The organism is Desulfotomaculum sp. 1211_IL3151, from assembly GCF_036763075.1.
Lineage (GTDB): Bacteria > Bacillota > Desulfotomaculia > Desulfotomaculales > Desulfotomaculaceae > Desulfotomaculum.
In genome coordinates this window covers 114,357-138,380 of the sequence record NZ_JBAIYV010000044.1, presented here as the reverse complement: position 1 = coordinate 138,380, position 24,024 = coordinate 114,357, and the positions used below count along the sequence as shown (strand labels likewise).

Here is a 24,024-nt window from a genome sequence, read left to right as displayed (position 1 = left end):
CACCACTGGCAGAAGGAGAATATGGAAGAATACATAACGGGAACCCCCTTATAAAAATCGGGGGCAAATAAAGAAATAGCAGAGCCCCAGCTCTGCTAACTACGCTATTCCATGCCGTATTTTTTACGGAATTTCTCAGCCCGTCCGCCAACTTCGATTTGGCGCTGAGCACCTGTGTAGAAGGGATGGCAGTTGGAGCAAATTTCAACTTTGATTTCTTTTTTAGTGGAGCCAGTCTTAAAAGTGTTACCACATACACACCTAACTTCTACTCCCTGATATTTAGGATGAATCTTCTCTTTCATTTACAACTCACCTTCTTTCTCGACCAGATACAACAATGCCAAAGGCATTCATGACATAATAAAGACACGACGATATTATAGCATAGAAAAATGTAGGGAGCAAGAAGTTACCTGTATGGTTGTAGGGAATTCTTTGAGCGGGCTGATGGTTAAAGGTTTATAGCAAACAATCCATCGTTTACAGTCCTTCCCAACGAAAACAAAAAATTAACGTAAACGATAAAATTATTTTTTCCAAAAAAAGGTATTTATAAACTTGTGGCGTATTGTTATATTAGTACCAATAAATGGTATTTACGTCCTGCTTGTGGCCATTGTTATGCGGGGATGAGATATCCCTCCGCCGGGAGTAATTACTCCAACACACTGGCATGAAAGCTTTGTTGACCCTGCGGGACGGCGACAATTTCATAGTGTTGGTCCTTTGACAGTACCTGCATGTTGAGGGAGGCGATTTATATGTGTTCATCCAAACTTTCTCCTGAACGAATCAGGACTACGATATCTTGGCCTTCAGGCTCACCCAGCAGACTGTTTAAAGAAGAGGGGGTGCATCCACCACCACAGGATGTAGGGAGGCCAAATGTCAAAATGGTTTCTGCACAGGTTGGTGGAGCGGTGCCATCGCAAATTTCCCCAGGTGATTCATTTCGCCCACCGGGAGAGTATGTGCAAAACTCCGCTTCCTCTGTGTCAGGGGACCCTGGCATTCCCAGGCCACCAACAAGGGAAGAACTTATTTTTCTGCTGAAAGGATGTGATGCTTTAGGTGGTCAAGGAAACCACCATTCCTGAAATTATTTTTTTCCTTACCTCTCTACCTTTACCCTTTACAGGGATTAATCATGAATATGATTTGCTTTAAAGATCCTTTCTTCCTTCCGAATTTTCTTTAAGTTTTCAATAAAGATTTATTTTGCTGCACCATAACCCAAGAAGCCAAGTCACGGGTTACATGCAGTGGCTCAATAAACTTTAAGAGACGCCCCTACCCGAAAATAACATAAGGCTTTGTCCTTTTCCCTACTGAATCTAAAGCGTGTGCTGTGGCTGCTGTCCGGAAAGCAACCCTCTGACGAAGATTATTTTAAAATAAGATAGATAAAAGGGAAACTCGGGAATGGCGTTACGGATAACTGAATAAAGAAAAACTAAAATACCCCCATCCTCTGGATGGGGGATTTTTTATGCAAACAATCTTTCTTTCAAAAACAAGAGCGGATCCAATGGAATACCCTGGCGCAGAGTTTCCATATGCAGGTGTGGTCCCTCGGAACGACCCGTGTTGCCTACCTTGGCAATGGGCTGGTTACGATCAACGAATTGCCCCTCCGTCACCAGTAATTTGGAGCAATGGGCATAAAGGGATCGAATGCCGTTACCATGGTCTAAAATAATGGTCAAGCCATAGGTTCCCCTGGGTCCGGACCAAACAACTTTGCCCTGTTCCGGAGCTACGATGGTGGCTCCGCTATAGGCACCGATATCAACACCCTCATGGGGGCGGTCACCTCGAATACCGAAGTTGGAGGTAATTTCCCCGGCCACTGGCCATGCCCAGCCACCTATTTGTACCTTGGAGCCCGGGTCACTGGTGGCAGCAACAATCGGCTGAGCTTCCTCTCCTCGGTTAGGAACAACTAAGGCAGCACCCATGTTAATCAAATCAGGGTTTGATAGGTCATTGGCTTTTAATAATTCTTCCAGGGTAATACCGTATTGACCGGCAATATGGGAAAGGGTTTCACCACTGGCAATCTTATGATAGCGAAATTCTACCCCAGGAATCGTCAGGGTTTTCCCTTCTGCAAGAATGTCCTTTGGGTCAAGCCGGTTTACTTCCGCCAATCTGGCCAGGCTAATGCCTGTCCGATCCGCTATGCTCCAAAGGGTATCCCCGGAGCGTACTTTGTATTCCATCTCAACCCTCTGGCTGACTACCTTCTTAACCGGTTCCTGTTCCGAAGGCTTTAATACTTCCACCTCTTGAGCAAGGGGTGGTGTATAATCCCCCTCGGACATAACCTCATCCAACCCAGCACTGGCAGGAAAAACAACGTAAGCCATGCTAGCCAAAATAGCTGTTATGGTAAAGGCCGCAAGTTTTTTATTTATATGAAAAAACATAGAATCACCTCGGATAAAACGTACTGGTAGTAGTTTTGCCGAGGTGATGGGGATTTATACCTATGTTGGTTATAAATGCTTTTAGCCATGGACCTTAATCCATGCGCTTTTTGTGCATGATATGCTTTAGGGTCTCTTAAGCGTATGGGATAGACCTCTGAGATGTCCTAACAACTATGCAGAGGAAGGGGCCTTCGGCCCAAAAGCCCAGGGCTCACGCCTAATCGCTAAATCTCCCCCGCCTGCTCCTGCATCTTCCTTCGATAGGGACGCTTTTGGGGTGGTAGTGGTGGTTGGGGAGGGACATTACTCGGGGCTTGTACCCTATTTTTGGGTTTAAAATCATAAAGCATTTCTTCATTGGCTTTGGTATTTTTTATACGGTCTAGTAAATTTTCCAATGATTCAATGGAGGTCATGCTGGCTATGGCTTTGCGAAGGCTCCAGACATAGTCCAACTCGTCCCTTGATAAAAGCAAATCCTCTCGCCTGGTCCCCGAACGCTGGATATCAATGGCCGGGAACATCCTACGATCGGCCAATTTTCTATCTAATATGAATTCCATGTTACCCGTGCCTTTAAATTCTTCAAAGATAACATCATCCATCCGGCTGCCGGTTTCAATCAGGGCGGTGGCTAAAATGGTCAGACTGCCGCCCTCTTCCATATTGCGTGCTGCACCAAAGAATCGCTTGGGCTTGTGTAAGGCTGCCGGGTCAACACCCCCGGATAAAGTCCGCCCACTGGGTGGAATCACAAGGTTATGGGCCCTGGCCAGGCGGGTGATGCTATCTAATAAAATGACAACATCTCTGCCGCTTTCAACTAATCTTTTAGCCCGCTCCAGCACCATGTCCGAAGCCTTAACGTGGTTTTCCGGTGGTTCGTCAAAGGTGGAGCTAACCACTTCTGCCTTCACCGACCGCTCGATGTCAGTAACTTCTTCCGGTCTCTCATCGATTAGCAAGATGAACAATTCAATTTCTGGATGGTTGTTGGTGATGCTATTGGCAATTTCTTTAATTAAGATGGTTTTACCTGCTTTTGGGGGGGCTACAATTAACCCTCTTTGACCTTTCCCTAGGGGTGATATAAGATCGATAATGCGGGTTGAAATCTTATTCGGGGTGGTTTCTAGACGAATCCTGTTCTGGGGATAAAGGGGTGTCAGTCCGGCAAAGTGCATGCGTTCCGATGCCAGGTCGGGATTTGCACCGTTTACTTGCTCCACTCTTAGCAAGCCAAAGTACCTTTCGTTATCCTTCGGTTTTCTTACCTGACCATAGACCATATCTCCCGTACGCAAATCAAACCTTCGTATCTGGGAGTTCGAAACATAAATGTCATCGTTGCTGGGTACATAGGTTGATGGCCGTAAAAAACCATAGCCGTCGGGTAGTATCTCTAATACTCCGCCAGCATAGGATACACCGCTTTGTTTTGATTGTAATTTCAATATTTCAAAGATAAGCTCTTTTTTTCGTAATTTATAGTACCCGGCAATTTCCAATTCCCGAGCGATGCCATACAGTTCCTGCATGGTCTTTGCCTCTAATTCAGTTTGTGTTGTAACAGGCTTATTGTTTTCTGCCAAAAATTCCACCTCGATTTAGTGTTAGCTGTTCGTTTTTAACGATTCGCATTTGCTTGTAGAATATACTTTGATTTGGGGTTCCCTGTTGGCCATGGGTCATGCTCACGACCGACCCCAAAGGCCACCCCTAAGCAAGACTATGTTGTTTTATTCGCAACTACTTTGACTCCCTTAGGGTTTTTTTTAATGGCCCTGCGACGGGCCTCTAAAAGGTTGAGGGCTAAAAAGTAGACAAGAAAACTGGCAATCAATGCATTGATGCCACTTCCCACTAGAAAAGGAAAGCCTAGTGCTTTTATTTTAAGAATGGCCTTGGTTAAAAGCGGAACCCCCTGGGCTAGGTCGGTGGTTATGGGGGAGGGAACTGTTCCTAATAGGAACTTACCGACAAAAATATTAATCGTAAAGAAAAGAGGAACCGCTGGTTTAAAGATGAGCACCGTTAAGGTAGCGGCCACAGCATGGACCCGAATCAATTTCGCTACGATAAAAGAAAGAGGGATACTGATAAAAGGAACTGGTAAAAAATCGAAGGCAACTCCCAGTGCAATTCCTTGAGCTACCTTTTTAGGGGCATCGGGTAAGCTTAATAGCTTGTGATAAGAATCCCTGCACTTACAAAAAAGGATGTTAATCATGTTAGACACTTCTAAAAATCCCCCAAAATAATTAGAAAACCCCTTCTAGGGCTATTCTTGCACGAAATAATTCTATACTTTTCAAGTATAGCGCAGGGAAAATATTTGGTCAATAGATAGGTTTCCTTGATTTTGGAGGAGTCCCGTTGCAGCCAGCGGCCTTAGGAGGTGGCCATAGGCCTTTTTGGCCCATGGCCTATATTTTTAGGCTTTATTGGTTAACTTTGCCCAGTCTGCCAGGAAAGCATCAATTCCTTTATCGGTTAAAGGGTGTTTGGTCATCTGCTGCAACACTTTGTAAGGCACGGTAGCGATATGGGCACCGGCCTTAGCTGATTGCTGAACATGCAGGGGATGGCGAATACTGGCCGAAATTATTTTGGTATCTAAATTGTAGTTGTCAAAAATCTCTACAATATCGTAAATTAGGCCGATTCCATCCTGGCCAATGTCATCCAAGCGGCCCACAAAGGGACTGACGTAGGTGGCACCTGCTCTGGCAGCCAGAAGTGCCTGATTGGCGGAAAAAACCAGGGTAACATTGGTTTTAATTCCCCTTTCAGCGCAGGCTTTGGTTGCTTTTAAACCCTCCGCTGTCATGGGAACCTTGATAACAATGTTGGTGTGAATTGCTGCCAGATCTACTGCTTCTTTCATCATGCCTGGGGCATCCAAACTAATTACTTCCGCACTGATGGGTCCATCCACAATCGAGGTAATTTCTTTTACTACTTCAGCAAAATCACGACCTTCGCGGGCAATCAAGGATGGATTGGTTGTCACACCGGCAATGACACCGAGGGCATTGGCGGCTCGAATCTCTTCCACATTGGCAGTATCAATAAAAAGAAGCATTCTCAGTCCTCCTGTAATTATTTCTTAAGCCCGACCCGAACTACCAAACACACGGATCTTTTCACGAATGATCTGGGTAGCCGCTTCTCTAGCTGGTGCTAAGACTTTACGAGGGTCAATTTCCTTGGCATTGTTCTCCAGTACTTGGCGACAGGCACCCGTAAATGCCTCACGAATATTGGTATCGATGTTCACCTTACGAACACCCAAACGGATAGCCTCTTGAATGGCTTCATCCGGAACACCAGAAGAACCGTGCAGAACAATGGGAGCCTTGACCATGCCAACGATCTTTTCTAGTCTTGGGAAATCCAACTGTGGTACACCCTTGTATTGTCCATGGGCAGTACCGATGGCAATGGCTAAGGCATCTACGCCGGTTTTTTCTACAAAGTAGCGGGCTTCTTCTGGATCGGTAAAGAAAGCATCCTTCTCATCCACATGAATATCGTCCTCCGTACCGCCAATTTTCCCCAGTTCTGCTTCAACGGAAACACCAGTGGCCCGGGCAACCTCAATGACCTTATTGGTAAGGGCGATATTTTCCTCCAGGGGTAATTTGGAACCATCGATCATCACCGAGGTAAAACCATAACGAATGCACTGCATGCATTGGTCAAAGCTGGTACCATGATCTAAATGAAGGGCCATGGGTACAGTGGACTTGCTTGCTGCCAAATTGGCCAAGGCATAAATGTATTCGATACCGGCATACTTTATTGCCCCCTGGCTGGCCTGCATAATAACCGGTGCCTTTTCAGCCTCGGCTGCTGCTAAGATAGCCTGAACAATCTCCATGTTGTTAACATTAAAGGCACCAACGGCGTACTTTCCTTCTTCCGCCTTAGCGAGTAACTCTTTTACAGAAACTAACGGCATTTTTTGTACCTCCTTGTTTTAGCTGCGCAACAGCTATTGGACAAAATTAAAAACCTGGACCACGTCGAGCCGACGAACTGGTGCCAGGTAAATTCTTCAGGAACCATATTCCGGCATAGAAAAAAATTAATTCCGCGACTAACGGGGTCAAAATAAGTATGACCATAGTTACCCTGAATTATGTTTTTATGAGTGTTTGTTCCGCCTACGCCGGGTCTTTTTCGTGTGTTTCGGATTGTTGGAAAAACTATCGAGACATTTAAAGCCATGCTGTGTAAGTTCTATGGCATCCACCTGTTGAATTACTTTAAGGTCCTCTTCGGTTTCCGCATATACAATGTTAATGCTATCACACTCTTTGCAATGAAGTTCCAGGCGATCTAAAAAAACATCAACCTCAATGCGGGTATTGCCGCACTGACAATAAAGGTCACCATTGTTTGCAATTTCTTGCAAAGACTCCATTACCTGGTGCATAACCTCTGGATTGTTAAAATACTCGTCGTACCCCAGTTCATCAATTAATGATTGCAAGCCGGAGTCAAGGGACTCGGCAAGTTCTTTTACTTGCTCAGCCTCACCTATAAACCCCAGTTCCATTCCGGATTCTGGGCAAATAAGGTAAATCGTTTCCTTGCCCCACAGGCGAGTTCCGGATAGCTCACGGATATGCTTGGTCTCGCAGAAAATACAAGGTATCTGCAGCCAATAACTCCCCGGTGAGCGATTAACAATACCTAACAGGAAAGCTCCACAGGAGCAATGGGCTTCAAATTTGCCATTACCCGAAAGGCTAAATCGCGAGAGGTTATGAAATTCTAATGCTCCACACTCCGGACAACGAATAGCCAGCGTAACTACAGTGGTTATAAGCACCATTATAACCTCCTCTTTAGGATAAGGAGTTCGCCGTCTAAGAAAAAATTCCTTTTTGTTTTTTCTTCTACTATCAGACTTCCATGCCACGAGCCAAGCTTTTCTAATGTATTCGGTTTAGCTGATCTCCGTTTGTACATTTGTGTTTCCCTCAGACTCTGCCAGGATGGTCTTAACCAAAACCCGAACCTCTTCTAAATCGAAGGGTTTGTTGAGATAATGCTTTACTCCCAGGCCCTTGGTCTGGTCGATAATTTCCATATCCCCATAAGCTGTCATCATTACCACCGGAAGCTGCCCGAACTGTTTACGGATTTCCTGGAGTGTTTCATATCCAGTCATGACTGGCATTTTCATATCTAAGAGGACCAAGGAAGGAAAGTCTTGGCTAAGTATTTTCAAGGCCTCTGACCCACCCCCAGCCATTTTTACAAGATAACCTTCATCCGCTAATGCCTCAAAGAGCAGTCGTCTTACCCCGACTTGATCATCCACTATAAGAATATCAAAGGTTGTTTTTCTATTCATTCTATTCCACTACCCCCCGAATTCATAACCATCGGTAGGTAAGTTTTTCGACAATTCACCGCCAATACCTTCTTTGACACAAAATTCTTTTTAAGGAATGATCAAAATATGCTGGCGGACAACACTGCCATTAGTCCCACCATACCGATGATAGCCAGCAATAGCATCACGATGACGGGTGTGAATATAACTGTCAATGCTCTGCCGGTACTAAAATGATGGGCTTCCCGTAAACCAATGGTTAATAGAATCATGCCCCAGATAAAGATAAGCAAATTTGCCACCACCATGATTCCTGTGGCCAGGCCACCGGATAACCAAGTGGTAATTACACCAAGGGGGATTAAAAACACCTCCGGTAACCCAGCTAACCCATAAACCACAAAGACGGTCCTGGCTCTGCCACGTCCTCCGTAGAAATCTGCCACTAAGTGTAAGAGGGCACTATAAAAAAACCACTTAAGAAAAACAAAGATGGTTCCAAAAATAGCCAGCAGTGGTGTTGCCGCCCTCAATGCTTGGGATATATTGGCCGACTGGGAGAATGGCATATCAGGTAATCCCCAGTTGCTAACTGTTCCCTGGCTGGAAGAATATAATTCGGTAAGCAAACCAATGAGAGAAACTAAAATAACAATCAATAGGGTGGTGTATAAAGGCGGATTAACTGCAATCCTTTTCATGGTTGAAACTGGATCAAACAATACCCCATAAACAATTTCGTAAAACTGAAGAGGCGGTTGCCTGTCTTCATCTAATCGTGTAGTTGCCTCTGTTTCCGTTAGGCTGTCCTTCATTTCCGATGGATTGGGAGGCAAAAGTTGATCCTTCTGGATAGGATCATTGGATAGCTGCTCCGGATTTTGCTCCTTTCGATCATTCAATGCTACTCCCCCTTACTCCACATTGGTATTCATCGGTGCTGCTACTTTGTCTGGTAATAACAGCAACCCTTCTAATGGAATCGGCATTAGTTGGGTGTTCCCCTGCAAACCGCCTAGGATTTGTTGCCATAACAGCTGCTCCCCTGTCATATCTATTAATTCCGGTTCTCCTTTAATACCAGCTAATTCAGCAGTTATTTGCACTGCTGTATCAAAATCACCTAACGCATCCACTAGACCCAATTGCTTTGCTTGTTTGCCGGTATATATTCTACCGTCTGCCAACTTTCTGACCTGAACTGGATCCATTTTTCTTCCCTCGGCCACTACTTTGACAAAGTCCTCATAGCTATCGTTGACCAAGCTCTGAAAAATCTCTTGTTCTTCCGGGGAAAGCTCCTTATTGCTTGAACCCATATCTTTATAGGCTCCGGTCTTTATGTTCTTCACTTCGATACCCAATTTGTTAAAGAGGTCCTTCATTTCGGTAAGCTGCATGATTACACCGATACTACCTGTAAAGGTACCTGGGTTGGCAACAATTTTATCTGCTTTACAGGAAATCCAATAGCCGCCGGAGGCAGCCATTTCTCCCATGGCAACGACTACTTTTTTCCCTGATTGGCGCACCCGTTCTACTTCCCGACCAATCTCATCTGAGCCTACCACGGTACCGCCACCTGTATTCATTTTTAATATAACGGCCTTAATATCAGGATTTTCCCTGGCTTCCTTTAGTTGCCTGGTGATTTGATCAGCTGCCGCCACAGCAGGGTTACCGAAACCGCCGGGAGATGAAGACATAATGGTTCCCTCAATATGTACAATGGCAATTTTCTCGCCAGCAGCAGTTTTTTGAGCTGTTCTTTCCCCATTGCCCATAAAAGCCATCGCCACTGCAAGCGAAAATAATAGTACGGCTATAACAACTCCGGTTATGATTTTTTTGTGCAAGATGAATCCTCTCCGTTCGTTTTATTTTGGGCCATGTGCTTTTTGCCTGTTTTTCTTTGGTGCCCTTTGTAGCATATGTCTTAGGTGTTTACAGTATCATCGTATTTTATGAAAAAATTATGGCTCACGGCCCATGGCTGACCTAGAAAACGATCCCTTAAGCTAAAAAAATCAGCTTTGGTCAATTTCACCAAAGCTGTCAGTTACCTTACTTCTTGTTTTTGATGGCAGCCCCGACAAAATCTCTGAATATGGGGTGGGGGCGATTGGGGCGGGATTTGAATTCTGGGTGGAATTGGGTAGCCAAATACCAGGGGTGATCTTTTAGCTCTATCATCTCCACCAGCTTGCCATTGGGTAGGGTGCCACTGAATACCATACCAGCTTGGGCTAAATCTTTGCGAAATTCATTGTTTAACTCATAACGATGCCGATGACGCTCATAAATAATTTCTTCCCCGTAGGCATTATGGGCCAGGGTACCGGGTACCAGCTTACAAGGGTAAGCACCCAGCCTCATGGTGCCACCCATCTTGTCTAAATCCTTTTGCTCCGGCAAAAGGTCGATGACTGGGGATTGACTGTGAGGGTTAAATTCTGAACTGTTCGCATCCTGCCAGCCAAGAATACTACGGGCAAATTCTACAACTGCCAGTTGCATACCCAAGCAAATGCCCAGGAAAGGTATTTTGTTCTCCCTGGCATAGCGAATGGCATTTATCTTACCCTCAATGCCCCGATCACCAAAACCGCCTGGTACCAATATACCGTCAACATCACTTAAAAGCTCCTCCGGGGAAACTTTCTCAAGATCTTCGGAGTTAATCCAACGTATGTCCACAGAGGTATCATGCTTAAGGCCGGCATGACGTAGGGACTCGGCCACACTGAGGTAGGCATCCGGTAAAGATACATATTTTCCGACTAAGGCAATGGTGGTGGTCTGTTTGAGATTTTTCATGCGTTCCACCATGTTATTCCATTCCGTCATATCTGTTTCACCGCACTGGAGGCCTAATCGTTCCACTGCAATATCATCCAAGCCCTCTAGTTCCATTTGCAGCGGAATTTCATAAATGGAGAAGGCATCCACTGCCTGAATAACAGCGTCTTTGTCAATATCACAGAAAAGGGCTAATTTTTCTTCCATCTCTTTGGGAAATGGTTTCTCGGTACGGCAAACGATAACATCCGGCTGAATACCAATGCTTCTTAGCTCTTTTACAGAGTGTTGGGTGGGCTTGGTTTTAAACTCATTGGCTGCCCTTAGATACGGAACCAGGGTAACGTGAATGTACATCACATTGTTCTTACCCAGATCAGCCCGGAGCTGACGAATGGCTTCCAGGAAGGGCAGGGACTCAATATCCCCAACCGTACCCCCGATTTCCGCTATTACCACATCGGAATCCAGTTCCCTGGCCATACGTAGTACTCTTTCTTTGATTTCATTGGTAATATGGGGAATGACCTGTACGGTTCCCCCTAGGTAATCACCCCGGCGTTCCTTACTAATAACAGACCAGTAAATGGCCCCGGTGGTCATATTGCTGGTTTTATTTAAGTTCGTATCAATAAACCGTTCATAGTGTCCTAAGTCCAGATCCGTTTCAGCTCCGTCTTCTGTAACAAAGACTTCGCCGTGCTGGTATGGACTCATGGTCCCTGGGTCTACGTTAATGTATGGGTCTAGCTTTTGTATGGCAACTTTTAAGCCACGACTCTTTAATAGCCGACCCAAGGAAGCTGCCGTAATACCCTTACCCAGGGATGACACCACTCCGCCGGTAACAAAAATAAACTTGGCCATGGTTGCCTCCTGTCAAAGTTTGTAGAATTTTTGGTAATACCTATCCCATTCTAACGATCGAGACTTATCCTGTCAATAGTTTATCGCATCCACCCTAATCGTATAGCAAGTATATAACCTAAAAATAAACCGACAATACCCATGACACCTGCCAGGGTGGGTGGTGCAGGAATAGGTAGTTTAAGTTTGGCAAAGAGGAGGCCGACCAGGAAACCAGTGAAGGTGGCATAAATAACCTCTTTCATTTTTAAAATACTCCTTACATTTTTTCCGGTGCCGTTAGGCCCAACAGTCCCAGGGCATTTCTTAGCACGATACGAACACCCTGTACCAATAATAGACGTGCATCCGAGAGAGCTGCGTCTTCGGTAATGACCCGATGGCTGTTGTAGAAACTATGGAATAAACCTGCCAGGTCATGGAGATAGCGGGCAATCCGATGGGGTGCCATAAGTTCCGCGGCGGCGGCAATCTCCGTGGGGAAATCCGCTAATTTACGCAGCAGTTCCAATTCTGCTTCTTCTTTAAGCAGTGCAGGATTGACCTCACTGATTTCCGGCAGTTTACGCCCCTGTTCCTGTAGTTGACGCAAAATACTGCAGATGCGAGCATGGGCATATTGAATATAGAAAATAGGGTTATCATTGGTTTGGGATTTTGCTAAATCCAAATCAAATTCCAAGTGGCTATCTGGGCTGCGCATGACAAAGAAATAACGTGCCGCATCTCTGCCCACTTCTTCCACCAATTCTTCCAATGTGACAAATTGCCCGGTTCGTTTGGACATGCGGACTATTTCTCCACCCCGGAACAAGCGAACCAACTGCATGAGGATTATCTGTAAATTATCCCGATTATAGCCCAAGGCTTCCATGGAACCTTTCATTCGGTTAACATGGCCATGATGGTCTGCACCCCAAATGTCAATGACCCGATCGAAGCCACGATCAAATTTATCTTTATGATAAGCAATATCAGCAGCAAAGTAAGTGGGAATGCCATTTGACCGGACTAATACCTCGTCTTTTTCATCGCCAAAATCAGTGGCCTTAAACCAAAGGGCGTTCTCCTGTTCATAAATATAACCCCTTTGGCGCAGTTCCTTTAGGGTATCGGTAATGGCCCCGCTATCATACAGGGATTGTTCAGAAAACCATCTGTCATAGACCACACCAAAGTCCAATAGGGTGTTACGGATATGAGTTAGTTTTTCTTGAAGAGCATAGGCTGCTAAGGTTTTCCGGCGGGTATCCTCATCTGCCTCAGCCAGAGCCGTACCATTTTTATTAATAAACCCCTTTACCGTATCAACAATATCTTCACCATGGTATCCCTGTTCAATCATGGGAATATCTTGACCTAATTGTTGGAGAAAACGAACCTCCAGGGATTTGCCAAAGTTCTCGATTTGGTTGCCAGCATCATTGATATAATACTCTCTACCCACTTGGTAACCGGCAAAATCTAGGATGGATGCCAGACTGTCCCCCAAAGCTGCTCCCCGCGCATTGCCCATGTGCAATAGACCAGTGGGATTCGCACTGACGAACTCCACTTGAACCCTTTGTCCTTCACCTATTTCCAGCCGCCCATAGTTACGATCTTCTTGTAAAACCATGGGGATGACCCCATATACCCAGCTTGTTTGCAGGTAGAAATTAATAAAGCCCGGTCCGGCAATCTCCACACGCTCCACGGGGGTACTTGCCAAGTCCAGGTTATCTATTATTGCTTCTGCTATTTTTCTGGGGGCCATTTTTGCCGATTTTGCCAGCTGCATGGCTAAATTGGTGGCAAAATCACCATGTCCCTTTTCACGGGGTACTTCAATGACCACCTCCGGTGCTTCCACCGGATTTAACTGGCCATTAGCCACAGCCTGGCCAATAGCCGCTTGCAACGCCAGAGCTAGGCCGATTTTAACCTGTTCTACCAATCCTTGCAAAGAAAATCCTCCTTCGTTTTTGAGGTAAATATTAGGTGTATTTGTGTTGTGTTATATTTGCGTTATGGCTATCTCTAAATCGTTCATCCCCAACGTCGAATGGTCTAGTTCTAATTCATATTCTAGCTTAATACTTCCCCCTAGCTCTGTCAAGCTTGCCTCAATATTCCTCGCTATCACTGCCATTTCCATGTCACCATAGGGTGTTTGATAAAAACCACGGTGTTCAAGGTCTTTTTGAAAAACTTGTCTCATGTTAACTGCACCACTGCGGCTGATGGTGATAGCGTTTGTTTCTACTTTAAGGGTCGTGGTGGTATTGCCCATGCCGGTGTTTTCTGTTTCTTTATAGACGATATAGTAGTTATTATTTTTTTGATGGATGGTACCTTCATAATTAAGTTCGATTACCTCTGGATTATTATCAAAACCCCTTTGGCTGCTTCTTACTATTATTTGTACATTTCTCCCCATAAGTCAAGCCCTCCCCTATTATTGTAACCCTCTCAGCATCCATGAAACCCTGTGGCTTAGCTTTGGGGTCTTGAGACAAGGGGACAGGTTATTTGACCCACCGTCCCCTTGTCTCAATGGTTAAACTCAAAAAAGAGCGGATGCTTTCCGCTCTTTTTTGAGTTTAACATCATGTTAAATTAGTTGTGTTCAACGCCAGGTGTATGGTCTTTACCGGCTAGGGTAATATAGGAGGTACCAATGTAGAGATACTCAATTTTACCTTCTTTAGCCAGTTCGGCAACAGCCTTGTCAACTTCTTTCTTTTTAACACCAATTTTTTCGGCAACTACACGGGGTTTTTCTTTGCTAACTCCTGCGAGGTAAGCTAAAATTTTTTCTTTAGTTTCTTCCATTGTTTACACCACCGTTTCCTACCATCCATATGGGTGGTAAATGATTAGATGCCGCCGCCTTGCGGCGGCGGCTCATAAACCTATTATACTCGGTATCAAGCAGCTATATTCTTACCACTTGAACTGAGTGGTGCTTCTGAAAGTAGTTTGAGCAAGGGTAAAGTCGTCGATGTGCTTGTCTGTAAATTCCAGACCAGAAACTTCGAAGAACTTCTCCCAGCTAATGCGGTCGATCCACTCTGCCATACGCTCACCAGGTTGTGCATTTTCAGCATATATCTCAACCAAGTGCTTAACTGCGTCAACAACTTCCGGCCAGCGTGGGGGGTTGTTGGGCAGGAAGGGGATGGCCAAACGAGAGAATCTGGGACCAATACGGCTGTTGGAAATCTTACCACCAACCCAGATCGAAACAGCATCGTTCTTAGCGTCGATGATGTGTACAGACGGACACATGGTGTAGCAGTTACCGCAGTACATGCAACGCTCAGCTTTAATATCAACTGATTTCAGTTTGGGATTGGGACGGATAGCTGCAGTGGGGCAGCTAGCAGTCAGGGTTGGGATTTCGCACAGTTTGTGCAGGTTTTCATGGTCAATTTTGGGTACGGTTCTGTGAATACCCAGGATCGCAATGTCAGAGCAGTGTACAGCACCGCACATGTTCAAACAGCAAGCCAGAGCGATTCTCATCTTGGCAGGCAGCTTCATGGTGGTGAAGTATTCAAACAGTTCATCCATTACGGCTTTAACGATACCGGAGGCATCGGTGGCAGGGGTATGGCAGTGTACCCAACCTTGGGTGTGTACGATGTTGGTAATGGAGTTGCCAGTACCACCAACGGGAACACCAATCGCGCTTAGATCTGCAATAAGAGCATCGACCTTAGCTTCGTCAGATAATAGGAACTCGATGTTGTGACGGCTGGTAAATCTCAGGTAACCATCACAGTATTTGTCTGCTAAGTCACATACTTCGCGAATGAAGTAAATACTAATCAAACGCGGAGAACCAGCGCGTACGGTGTACAGCTTAGCTCCGGTTTCAGAAACGTGTACGAGCACGCCGGGCTTTAAGATTTCATGATACTGCCATTTACCATAGTTCTCTAGGATAACGGGCGGCAACATTTCCTTATAGAGCGGCGGTCCAATGTCAGTTCTTGCTTGTGCCAATGTGGTTCACCTCTCCCCATTTCATTATTTTATGCGGCATCAGCCTGCATATTATTCAAATTAGTCCTGAACGGTTTCTTCAGGCCACCAGAAGAAGAATGGGTTTGCACGAGGAGCCATAACCATTTGAGGAATGGGCTCGACTTCAATAGCACGCAGGAAGTTACGCATACCCAAGCGAAGGATCAGTTCACCAATACGCTCACGGGTCTTACCGTTTTCATCCCACCACTCCCAGACTTTTTCTAAGAACTCTTTGAGTTCTTCATAGCCGGAGCCAGACTCAAGCTTCATGAAGGGAACGATTACCCAACCCATCATAGCACCTTGAAGAATAGGAGCTTTACCACCGATTAGGATGGTAGCGCCACGATCGTCCCCAGGACGTAATGCTTTGCACATTTTGTTAATGCAGTGCATGCAACGGGTGCAGTTAGCGTTGTCAATGGTTAGTTCGTTGCCATCCCAAGCCATGCACTTGGTGGGGCACTTGGAAACAACCAGACCATCAATATCAAAACCGCCGGCAACATACTCACGTACAGCTTCTTGATTGATCTTGATATCGTCTCTCCAGGTACCCTGGATAGAGATGTCAGAACGAGCGATAGAAGCTACGCAGTCGTTGGGGCAACCAGAAATCTTAATTTTGGACTTGTAAGGCCACATGGGACGGTGCAGGTAATCTTGGAACTCGTTGGTCAGATCATGACAGAGATCCAAGGTGTCGATCATTGCAAATTCGCAACGAGCGGGACCAGCACAGCAACTGGGGGTACGCAGGTTGGAACCAGATCCACCTAAATCCATTGGATGCGCTTCAAAGTTAGAAACTTCGTTAAAAATGGTTTGGATGTTTTCAGTGGTTGTACCTAATAGTACCATGTCACCAGTGGAACCATGCAGGTTGGTCAGACCAGAGCCGTATTTCTCCCAAACATCGCACACCTGGCGTAAAGCCTTGGTGTTGTAGTACCAACCGGAAGGTTGGTTCAAACGTACGGTGTGGAAGTGTTCTACGTTGGGGAATTGCTCGGGTACGTCAGAGTAGCGACCGATTACACCACCACCATAACCCATAACACCTACCAGACCACCGTGTTTCCAGTGGGCTTTCTTTTCTACGTAGGAAAGCTCCAACTGACCCAGCAGGTCTTGGGAAGAAAGGTTGTTGGCAGCGGCTTTTTTAATTTCTGTTACGAAACTAGGCCACGGGCCTTTCTCGAGTTCGTCCAAGAGAGGAGTCTTCTTGGTATCGGTCATTAAGTTCACCTCCGTTTTTTTGTAAAAAGGATAGTATCTATCCCGCCATAATGGCACAGCCGGCCTCTTATCACTAAATCTAGTTCAACCCTTACAAGTTGCTTAAATCTAGTTAGTTAGACAAAAAAAGACAAACTTGTCCAACACGAAGATGCAGGCAATACGTTGTCTAAATTTGCACAATCCAGATCAACTGTAAACATTTATATTTCACATAAATTTTACACCTGTCCTCCTAGTCTGTCAACAGCTAATCCGACATGCAGAAGGCAGAGTTTTTTGCAAAATCTGAATTGCGGCAAAACTTTATAATGTTTATTAATTAATTGGTCAATCTAGAAGCAATGCCTTCTTGCTGTTCGGCTGCTAATTTCCTGACCACGAGACCCATTATAGCACATCCCGCTTAGGTTGTCTTGTAGGTTTTTCTGTTGACTTTAACAATTTTTGTCTGTCTTATATTCTAGGCCATGAGCTAAAGACCCTTAAAGGCTCATGGCCTAGCTTAAGTCTCCTAAAGCGGTCGGCTAAAAAGCACCTATAGGTTGTAACCCTCTGCAAAGGCTTTCATATTTACATCAATAAATTTTTCCGGCACACGGGTTTTCAGGGCATTCAGCCATAACTCTTTGTCAATCGAAAGTTTCTTTGCCAAAAGGCCAACCAATACCACATTGATAACCTTTGGATTCCCACACTGCAGAGCGACATTCAATGCATCTACAACAATTGTATTGGGGGCCAATTTCATAACTCGCTCCAAGCAATCTTCAGGATAAACCGCTGCACCAGACAAAACTGGCACTGGGGCAATGGCCTGATCGTTAACAATAATGCTGCCACCATCTTTTAAATAGGGGAGCCAACGGAGAGCCTCCATTTTTTCAAAGGCTAAAATGACATCCGCATTCCCCTCAGCAATTAAGGGTGAATAAACCCTTTGCCCCAGGCGAACTTGAGTGACCACACTGCCGCCCCGCTGGGACATGCCTTTAATTTCTGATACCTTGATATCATAGCCGGCATCCTGGGCTGCCTTGGCTAAGATACGGGTGGCTAAAATGGTTCCCTGTCCACCCACACCAACTAGTAAAATATTTACTGGCTTAAGCATTTTGTTCACCCCGCTTTTTTAGGGCTTTTTTGTTGCAAACTTGAATACAAAGACCACAGCCCCTACACTGAATGGCCGAAACACTAACCGTGTCTTCTTGGCGGCTGATGGCTGGACAACCAAGGTTTAGACATACGCCACAGTTAATACATAGGTCATTGTCCACTTCCACCGGTTCAGAGATGACCGTCCCTTTAAGCAAAACGCAGGGCTGTCTAACGATAATAACGGATGGCTCCAAAGCTGCCACTTCTTCTTTAATGGCCTGATCCAATTCCTTTAAATTCGACGGGTCGACAATTCTTACCCGTTTAACCCCCACAGCCCTGACAATGCCCTCTAAATCCACCTGTGGGGCAGGTTTGCCCATCAGGGTCGAACCGGTGCCCGGGTTTTCCTGATGACCGGTCATGGCAGTGGTTCTGTTATCCAGAATCAGTACAGTCGATGTTCCACCGTTATAAACAACATCCATTAAGCCAGTGATCCCTGAATGCATGAAGGTACTGTCACCAATGACGGCAACGGTTTTACGGCCCATCTCAGGGTTGGCTTTTTCCATACCCAGAGCAGCCCCTACACTGGCTCCCATGCAAATACAGGTATCTATGGCACTTAGCGGGCTTAAGCTGCCCAGTGTATAACAACCAATGTCACCACTAACTACTAATTTTTGTCTTTTCAGTGTGTAGAATACAGCCCGGTGAGGACAACCAGCACACAGAACCGGCGGCCTCCCTGGCAGTGGTTCAGCAGTGGCCGCAGCTTCCTTGCCGGCCTGATCTTTTATTTGAAATTCCTCAGCCACGTCAATGCCAGCCTTGGCTAAGCTGTTAGCAATCAGTGCGGAACTAAATTCCCCGTAGGAAGGGAACAATTCTTTGCCAATTACCTTAATGCTCATGGCCTTGATTTGTGCTTCTAAAAAGGGTTCTAGTTCCTCGATAACAAAAAGTTTGTCTACCCCGGCCGCAAATTGTTTAATAAGATTTTCCGGCAATGGGTTGGTCAGGCCTAATTTCAAAATTGAAGCCTGGGGTAATACTTCCTGGACGTAATCATAGCTAATGCCGCTGGTAATAATACCAATATTCGTATCTTTCCACTCGATAAAGTTTAAAGGACTATTCTCACTGTATTCCTTTAACCGTGCCATTCTTTCTTCCAAAAAGACCCGGCGCAGGCGTCCATGAGCCGGCACCATAACATACTTTAAGGGGTCTTTGGCATAGGGCCGTAGGTCTCTGGGGCTTGGCTCCTTGATTTCGACAAAGCTCTGGGAATGAGAAACCCGCGTGGTTACCCTGAGTAATACAGGCGTATCAAACTGCTCACTAATCTCCAATCCCAGGGCTACCATATCCTTGGCTTCCTGGCTGTCGCAAGGCTCTAAACAGGGAATTTTGTTCATCAAAGCATAATAGCGGTTGTCCTGCTCATTTTGGGAACTGTGCATACCTGGGTCATCGGCAGACACTAGAATGAGTCCTCCGCTGACACCGGTATAAGCCAAGGTAAACAACGGATCTGCGGCCACGTTAACACCTACGTGCTTCATGGTCACCAAAACTCTGGCCCCGGCTATAGATGCCCCGGCACCGACTTCTAGGGCCACTTTTTCATTGGGCGACCACTGAGCATAAACATCTGGGTACTTGGCAAAATTCTCTAAAATCTCTGTACTGGGTGTGCCCGGGTAGCCCGCACCAACCGTGATACCCGACTCATAGGCACCCCGAGCAATGGCAGAGTTGCCGGAAAGTAGTTCCTTCATGGCTTCAACCTCCCATAATAAGGTCTATTTATTTCTCAAGTCGATTACTCGCTTTGCTTTTCCTGCTGTACGTTCCAGGGAACGAGGTTCGAGAAATTTCACCTTGGGACCAATGGAAAGTACTGCTTGCAAGTGGGCTCGAACCTTCCCTTCTAACCTCTCAAGATCCCGCCAATTACCGGTAAAGGCGGTATCTTTCATTTCCACCTGAACTTCCAATACATCCAGATAGCCTTTCTTTGTTACGATTAACTGATAATGGGGGGCAACCCCATCTATGGCTAACAGGGCATCCTCAATCTGGGATGGAAAGACGTTGACGCCGCTGATAATTAACATGTCATCTGTTCTGCCGCTTACTTTACGCAAGCGGGCTGTGGATCTGCCGCAGGCGCAGGGCTCTGTGGTTTTTACTGTGATATCCCTGGTACGGTAACGTATAATGGGCAGTGCTTCCTTGGTCAGGCTAGTAATAACCAATTCACCTTCTGTACCATCCGGTACGGATTCGCCGGTTTCCGGATCAATCACCTCAACCAAAAAGTGGTCTTCGGAAATATGCATACCCCTTCGTTCTTGACATTCACCTGCTACACCCGGCCCAATAATCTCACTAAGGCCATAATTGTCGGTGGCAAATAAGCCCCAGGCTTCTTCAAGCTCAGCTCGGATGCTTTCGGTCCATGGTTCTGAACCAAACAGGCCTATTTTTAGGCCTACGGATTTAGGGTTTATCCCCATTTCCCTGGCCACCTCTGCCATGTGCAGGGCGTAGGAAGGAGTACCAATTAGGGTAGTTGCCCCAAAATCCTGCATTAGCATAATTTGTTTTTCTGTCTTGCCGGTAGAAGCAGGCACCACGGTTGCCCCTACCTTTTCCAGGCCGTAGTGCAATCCAAAGGCCCCGGTAAACAGACCGTAGCCAAAGCTGACCTGAGCCACATCTTCATCGCTAACCCCGGCGGCCGTAACCATCCGGGCCACTAGCTCGGACCAGGTTTCGATATCATTACGGGTATACCCTACAACCGTGGGTTTGCCAGTGGTTCCAGAGGAAGCATGGAGACGCACCACCTTTTTCATCGGTACGGCAAACATATTAAAGGGGTAATTGTCACGTAAGGATGCCTTGGTGGTAAAGGGCAGTTTCGTTATATCGTCTATCCCATTAACATCCTCCGGGCTCACTCCATGCTGGCTAAAGAGTTCTCTGTAATAAGGTACATTTTCATAGACATTCGTTACGGTTTGCCGAAGCCGGGAGGCTTGCAGATTTTGCAATTCCTCCCGGCTGATGGTTTCTAACTGTTCATTCCAGATCATAGCTGTTCCACCTTTTTATTTTTGACGCCCCTTATTCCCGTGGGGAAATCCTTACCAAATACCTGCCTCAGGTGACTTTCTGGCAATGGCTCTGTGACCATACTAACCAGAGGCAATACCACTAAAGGAACCAGCATGGCCAAAACCCCCACCGTAGGAATCAGTCCGGCATCCAGCTTGACGTAGAAGCTAAAGATGATCGAAATGGTTAGCCCCGTAAGGGAAGCAAGCCAAGCCCCTTTGGCCGTGGCCTTCCGCCAATACAGACCGATCACATAGGGGGCCAGAAATGTTCCGGCGATGGTTCCCCAGGAGATAGCCATTAGACTTAATATAATGGTTGGCTTGGCCAGAGCAAGGGTCACGGATAAAGCAATAAATACCAAACAAAAGAACCTCATTAAACCAACTTTCCGTCTATCGGGAAGCTTTGGCGATAGGCCCTGTATAATATCAATGGTTACTGCTGAACTAGACACCAAGACCAAGGATGCCAGGGTGGACATGGATGCAGAAAGCACCAGTAACAAAAGCAAGGTTACTGCCCATTCCGGCATTATGTTCATCAGCATCTGCGGAATCAGCAGATCCGGATTCGGTTTGCCGGTTAGGGCATCCACCGGGACCTTATCAAAAAACAGCCGCGATAAGCTGCCTGTAAAGTAAGCTCCTGTTGTAATTACCAGAGCAAATAGAGTGGATACAATGGTGGCTGGACGAATGGCTGCTTCATCCTTGATAGCGTAAAATTTTTGTACCATTTGGGGTAGGCCCCAGGTACCTAAACTGGTCAAAATGACGAGGGAAGCAATGGGTAACCAACCTGGCGCCCCCACAGGTGCTACCAGCTTTGGATCTATGGCCTGTAATTTACTTACAACCTGCCCTAAGCCACCAACCTGAGGTGCTCCTAAAACATAGTAAAGCAAGGTAAAAACACCGAAAATCATAACGGTTCCCTGCACCACATCGGTCAGGGCCACCGCTCTATAGCCGCCAGTTACCAGGTACATAGCGGTTAAAACCGCCATGCCAATGGCTGCGAAGGTATAGGAAATGCTAAAAACTTGTTCAAATAGATAGCTTAAGCCCATAAATACCGATGCAGAGTAAGGGATCATAAAGACAAAAATAATCCCGGCAGCAAACATCTTGAAACCGGGTGCCTGGTATCTTGCCTCGAGAAATTGTGGCATTGTTAGTGCATTTAAACGAACCGTCATCTGTCGGGTTCGTTTGGCCAATACCCACCAGGCCAACAAGCTCCCTAAAAGTGTATTGCCCACCACAATCCAAAGAGTAGATAAACCAAAGCCCCAGCCCACCTTACCGGCATAGCCAATAAAAATAACCGCCGAAAAATAGGTTGTGCCAAAGGCAAAGGCTGACAGCCAAGGCCCAACGGATCTACCCCCTAGAAAAAAATCATTGAGGGTTTTGTTGCCTCTCATGCAAAAAAGCCCAATAAATAAAAGAAACCCTATAAAAAGGGTCAAAAATATCCCTTTCATTCTTCCTTCCTCCCGTTCTACATTTGTGTGCATTCATTCCTACTTCTTTGCTACCCTAATTGCTTTTTCTTACCTACCTACAAAATAACCAAGTAACCAAATAGCTACCTAACTACCTAACCATTCTCCAACCCACTGTCCTACAGAACCAAAATCACCTACCGTCCTACCTACCACCTCCCTAATTAATGCAACATTAGGATATATTTTATATGGTTATGTCATTTTCTGCAATAAGTTATAAGAATCTTTTTTGACTTTTATTTAGCTTTTAGCAATTTTAGCGGTAACGGGCACCCAGAGGCAGCCTACAAGCCCATGGCTCACGACCACTTTTCAGGATAGCTAACAGCTAATGGCTAGTAAAAACCACCGGCTGGTACCGGTGGTTTTGTTAGGAACTAATTAAATATATACTTGTTTGGTTGCATTTATACCATGACGTTTGATAAAGCGACCGATTCTTTTAATGGCTTCGGTTAGGTCTTCCACCGAAGAGGCGTAGGAGCAGCGAACGCAGCCTTCTCCACCGGGACCAAAGACATCACCCGGTACGACTGCTACCTTTTCTTCCATTAATAGGTTTTCTGCAAATTCAGCGGCAGTTAGACCCGTATCACCTATATAAGGGAAGGCATAGAAGGCGCCCCCTGGCTCAAAGCAGGGTAAGCCAATTTCCTTAAAGCCATGCACCACCAAACGACGGCGGCGGTTGTATTGGTCCACCATATTATCCACAGCAGTTTTTCCATTACGCAGTGCCTCTAGGGCGGCATATTGCGCTGTAACAGGTGCACAAAGCATGGTATATTGGTGAATCTTCGTCATGGCGGCAATGAAGTCTTCATGGCCTACCGCATAACCTAACCGCCAGCCAGTCATGGCATAGGCCTTGGAAAAACCGTTTAGGATAATGGTACGGTCCCTCATACCAGGCAGTGAGGCAAAGCAGGTATGTTGGCCATGATAGGTGAGCCTTTCGTATATTTCATCGGCTATTACCAAGAGGTCGTGTTTTTCTACCAACTGGGCAATTTGCAGCAGGGTTTCTTTATCCATAATGGCCCCAGTGGGATTGTTTGGGAAGCACAGAAGCAATACCTTGGATTTAGGTGTAATGGCCGCCTCCAATTTATCGGCAGTTAGTCGGAAGTTATCCTCCATACTGGTGGCCACGGTAACAGGCACTCCACCCGCCAGGGTTGTGCAGGGTATATAGGATACATAGCAGGGTGTGGGTATAATCACTTCATCTCCGGGGCTAATCAAGGTGCGTAAGGCAATATCCAATGCCTCACTAACGCCCACTGTAACCAAAACTTCTTTCCTGGGGTCATAGTGGACCCCCTGACTCCCCATATATTGGACAATTTCTTCCCTTAGCTCCAACAGACCGTGGTTGCTGGTGTAACTGGTTCTGCCCCTGTTTAAAGAGTAGACACAGGATTCCCGGATATGCCAGGGTGTAACAAAGTCCGGTTCACCCACGCCTAGGGATATTACTCCCTCCATCTCCGCAGCTAGATCAAAAAATCTTCTAATGCCGGAGGGTGGTATCATTTTTACCGCTGGGTTAATATAGTCGCTCCACTTGTTAC

The 24,024-nt window shown here is 46.0% G+C and carries 23 protein-coding genes; 1 reads left to right on the top strand and 22 read right to left on the bottom strand.

What is annotated here, in order from left to right:
- Nucleotides 1–104: 104 nt before the first annotated feature.
- Nucleotides 105–305 carry a 50S ribosomal protein L31 gene (gene rpmE, locus V6C11_RS12835; protein WP_333531570.1) on the bottom strand — a complete coding sequence of 67 codons (201 nt, stop codon included), beginning with the start codon at nt 303–305 and terminating at the stop codon, nt 105–107.
- Nucleotides 306–896: 591 nt separating this feature from the next.
- On the opposite strand from rpmE, the gene V6C11_RS12830 reads away from it, so the two are divergent.
- The gene (locus V6C11_RS12830; RefSeq protein ID WP_333531569.1) at nt 897–1,100 is read left to right on the top strand and encodes a hypothetical protein; all 204 of its coding nucleotides are present in this window, start codon (nt 897–899) and stop codon (nt 1,098–1,100) included.
- Between the two features lie 390 nt (nt 1,101–1,490).
- On the opposite strand, the gene V6C11_RS12825 is transcribed toward V6C11_RS12830, so the two are convergent.
- The 21 genes from V6C11_RS12825 to V6C11_RS12725 form a co-directional block, all read right to left on the bottom strand.
- The gene (locus tag V6C11_RS12825; RefSeq protein ID WP_333531568.1) at nt 1,491–2,432 is read right to left on the bottom strand and encodes a peptidoglycan DD-metalloendopeptidase family protein; all 942 of its coding nucleotides are present in this window, start codon (nt 2,430–2,432) and stop codon (nt 1,491–1,493) included.
- A gap of 227 nt (nt 2,433–2,659) precedes the next feature.
- Nucleotides 2,660–4,027 (bottom strand): transcription termination factor Rho, encoded by a 1,368-nt coding sequence (gene rho, locus V6C11_RS12820; protein ID WP_333531567.1) that lies wholly within the window; start codon nt 4,025–4,027, stop codon nt 2,660–2,662.
- 137 nt (nt 4,028–4,164) lie between these two features.
- Entirely contained in the window at nt 4,165–4,665 is a 501-nt protein-coding gene (locus V6C11_RS12815; RefSeq protein ID WP_333531645.1) for a DUF2062 domain-containing protein, read from the bottom strand.
- A 204-nt stretch (nt 4,666–4,869) separates the two neighbouring features.
- Complete coding sequence (gene fsa, locus V6C11_RS12810; protein WP_333531566.1) at nt 4,870–5,520, bottom strand: fructose-6-phosphate aldolase; 651 nt, start codon at nt 5,518–5,520, stop codon at nt 4,870–4,872.
- A 24-nt stretch (nt 5,521–5,544) separates the two neighbouring features.
- Nucleotides 5,545–6,399 carry a class II fructose-1,6-bisphosphate aldolase gene (locus V6C11_RS12805; protein ID WP_333531565.1) on the bottom strand — a complete coding sequence of 285 codons (855 nt, stop codon included), beginning with the start codon at nt 6,397–6,399 and terminating at the stop codon, nt 5,545–5,547.
- A 186-nt stretch (nt 6,400–6,585) separates the two neighbouring features.
- Entirely contained in the window at nt 6,586–7,278 is a 693-nt protein-coding gene (locus tag V6C11_RS12800) for a hypothetical protein (protein ID WP_333531564.1), read from the bottom strand.
- 114 nt (nt 7,279–7,392) lie between these two features.
- Nucleotides 7,393–7,803, bottom strand: a complete 411-nt coding sequence (locus tag V6C11_RS12795) for a response regulator (protein WP_333531563.1) — start codon at nt 7,801–7,803, stop codon at nt 7,393–7,395.
- A gap of 101 nt (nt 7,804–7,904) precedes the next feature.
- On the bottom strand, nt 7,905–8,687 hold the full coding sequence (locus tag V6C11_RS12790) for a Yip1 family protein (protein WP_333531562.1): 783 nt from the start codon (nt 8,685–8,687) through the stop codon (nt 7,905–7,907).
- A gap of 12 nt (nt 8,688–8,699) precedes the next feature.
- Nucleotides 8,700–9,641, bottom strand: a complete 942-nt coding sequence (sppA, locus tag V6C11_RS12785; protein WP_333531561.1) for a signal peptide peptidase SppA — start codon at nt 9,639–9,641, stop codon at nt 8,700–8,702.
- Between the two features lie 208 nt (nt 9,642–9,849).
- Nucleotides 9,850–11,451 carry a CTP synthase gene (locus tag V6C11_RS12780; RefSeq protein WP_333531560.1) on the bottom strand — a complete coding sequence of 534 codons (1,602 nt, stop codon included), beginning with the start codon at nt 11,449–11,451 and terminating at the stop codon, nt 9,850–9,852.
- Nucleotides 11,452–11,531: 80 nt separating this feature from the next.
- A complete protein-coding gene (locus V6C11_RS12775) occupies nt 11,532–11,696 on the bottom strand; it encodes a XapX domain-containing protein (RefSeq protein WP_333531559.1) in 165 nt (54 codons plus the stop codon).
- Nucleotides 11,697–11,710: 14 nt separating this feature from the next.
- A complete protein-coding gene (gene argS / locus V6C11_RS12770) occupies nt 11,711–13,396 on the bottom strand; it encodes an arginine--tRNA ligase (protein WP_333531558.1) in 1,686 nt (561 codons plus the stop codon).
- Between the two features lie 51 nt (nt 13,397–13,447).
- Complete coding sequence (locus V6C11_RS12765; RefSeq protein ID WP_333531557.1) at nt 13,448–13,870, bottom strand: DUF1934 domain-containing protein; 423 nt, start codon at nt 13,868–13,870, stop codon at nt 13,448–13,450.
- Between the two features lie 179 nt (nt 13,871–14,049).
- A complete protein-coding gene (locus V6C11_RS12760; RefSeq protein ID WP_333531556.1) occupies nt 14,050–14,265 on the bottom strand; it encodes a hypothetical protein in 216 nt (71 codons plus the stop codon).
- Between the two features lie 111 nt (nt 14,266–14,376).
- Nucleotides 14,377–15,441, bottom strand: a complete 1,065-nt coding sequence (gene dsrB / locus V6C11_RS12755; protein WP_333531555.1) for a dissimilatory-type sulfite reductase subunit beta — start codon at nt 15,439–15,441, stop codon at nt 14,377–14,379.
- A 60-nt stretch (nt 15,442–15,501) separates the two neighbouring features.
- The gene (gene dsrA / locus V6C11_RS12750; protein ID WP_333531554.1) at nt 15,502–16,704 is read right to left on the bottom strand and encodes a dissimilatory-type sulfite reductase subunit alpha; all 1,203 of its coding nucleotides are present in this window, start codon (nt 16,702–16,704) and stop codon (nt 15,502–15,504) included.
- Between the two features lie 538 nt (nt 16,705–17,242).
- Complete coding sequence (locus tag V6C11_RS12745) at nt 17,243–17,818, bottom strand: indolepyruvate oxidoreductase subunit beta (protein ID WP_333531553.1); 576 nt, start codon at nt 17,816–17,818, stop codon at nt 17,243–17,245.
- Nucleotides 17,811–19,592 (bottom strand): indolepyruvate ferredoxin oxidoreductase subunit alpha, encoded by a 1,782-nt coding sequence (gene iorA / locus V6C11_RS12740; protein ID WP_333531552.1) that lies wholly within the window; start codon nt 19,590–19,592, stop codon nt 17,811–17,813. Before iorA ends, V6C11_RS12745 begins: the two co-directional genes overlap by 8 nt.
- Before the next feature lie 24 nt (nt 19,593–19,616).
- Nucleotides 19,617–20,915, bottom strand: coding sequence for a phenylacetate--CoA ligase family protein (locus V6C11_RS12735; RefSeq protein WP_333531551.1), 1,299 nt, complete (start codon nt 20,913–20,915; stop codon nt 19,617–19,619).
- A complete protein-coding gene (locus tag V6C11_RS12730) occupies nt 20,912–22,426 on the bottom strand; it encodes a sodium:solute symporter family protein (RefSeq protein WP_333531550.1) in 1,515 nt (504 codons plus the stop codon). The genes V6C11_RS12735 and V6C11_RS12730 overlap by 4 nt, the downstream gene beginning before the upstream one ends.
- Nucleotides 22,427–22,831: 405 nt before the next feature.
- On the bottom strand, nt 22,832–23,986 hold the full coding sequence (locus V6C11_RS12725) for an aminotransferase class I/II-fold pyridoxal phosphate-dependent enzyme (RefSeq protein ID WP_333531644.1): 1,155 nt from the start codon (nt 23,984–23,986) through the stop codon (nt 22,832–22,834).
- Nucleotides 23,987–24,024 lie beyond the last annotated feature (38 nt).

What these genes read in the sequence shown, in the direction of transcription:
- iorA (WP_333531552.1), bottom strand. Translation starts at nt 19,592, where the DNA reads ATGAAGGAACTACTTTCCGGCAACTCTGCCATTGCTCGGGGTGCCTAT.
- V6C11_RS12730 (WP_333531550.1), bottom strand. Translation starts at nt 22,426, where the DNA reads ATGAAAGGGATATTTTTGACCCTTTTTATAGGGTTTCTTTTATTTATT.
- V6C11_RS12735 (WP_333531551.1), bottom strand. Translation starts at nt 20,915, where the DNA reads ATGATCTGGAATGAACAGTTAGAAACCATCAGCCGGGAGGAATTGCAA.
- V6C11_RS12815 (WP_333531645.1), bottom strand. Translation starts at nt 4,665, where the DNA reads ATGATTAACATCCTTTTTTGTAAGTGCAGGGATTCTTATCACAAGCTA.
- V6C11_RS12800 (WP_333531564.1), bottom strand. Translation starts at nt 7,278, where the DNA reads ATGGTGCTTATAACCACTGTAGTTACGCTGGCTATTCGTTGTCCGGAG.
- V6C11_RS12745 (WP_333531553.1), bottom strand. Translation starts at nt 17,818, where the DNA reads ATGCTTAAGCCAGTAAATATTTTACTAGTTGGTGTGGGTGGACAGGGA.
- V6C11_RS12795 (WP_333531563.1), bottom strand. Translation starts at nt 7,803, where the DNA reads ATGAATAGAAAAACAACCTTTGATATTCTTATAGTGGATGATCAAGTC.
- V6C11_RS12805 (WP_333531565.1), bottom strand. Translation starts at nt 6,399, where the DNA reads ATGCCGTTAGTTTCTGTAAAAGAGTTACTCGCTAAGGCGGAAGAAGGA.
- V6C11_RS12725 (WP_333531644.1), bottom strand. Translation starts at nt 23,986, where the DNA reads ATGATACCACCCTCCGGCATTAGAAGATTTTTTGATCTAGCTGCGGAG.
- dsrA (WP_333531554.1), bottom strand. Translation starts at nt 16,704, where the DNA reads ATGACCGATACCAAGAAGACTCCTCTCTTGGACGAACTCGAGAAAGGC.
- V6C11_RS12830 (WP_333531569.1), top strand. Translation starts at nt 897, where the DNA reads ATGGTTTCTGCACAGGTTGGTGGAGCGGTGCCATCGCAAATTTCCCCA.
- V6C11_RS12780 (WP_333531560.1), bottom strand. Translation starts at nt 11,451, where the DNA reads ATGGCCAAGTTTATTTTTGTTACCGGCGGAGTGGTGTCATCCCTGGGT.
- V6C11_RS12825 (WP_333531568.1), bottom strand. Translation starts at nt 2,432, where the DNA reads ATGTTTTTTCATATAAATAAAAAACTTGCGGCCTTTACCATAACAGCT.
- rpmE (WP_333531570.1), bottom strand. Translation starts at nt 305, where the DNA reads ATGAAAGAGAAGATTCATCCTAAATATCAGGGAGTAGAAGTTAGGTGT.
- V6C11_RS12760 (WP_333531556.1), bottom strand. Translation starts at nt 14,265, where the DNA reads ATGGAAGAAACTAAAGAAAAAATTTTAGCTTACCTCGCAGGAGTTAGC.
- V6C11_RS12765 (WP_333531557.1), bottom strand. Translation starts at nt 13,870, where the DNA reads ATGGGGAGAAATGTACAAATAATAGTAAGAAGCAGCCAAAGGGGTTTT.
- fsa (WP_333531566.1), bottom strand. Translation starts at nt 5,520, where the DNA reads ATGCTTCTTTTTATTGATACTGCCAATGTGGAAGAGATTCGAGCCGCC.
- V6C11_RS12775 (WP_333531559.1), bottom strand. Translation starts at nt 11,696, where the DNA reads ATGAAAGAGGTTATTTATGCCACCTTCACTGGTTTCCTGGTCGGCCTC.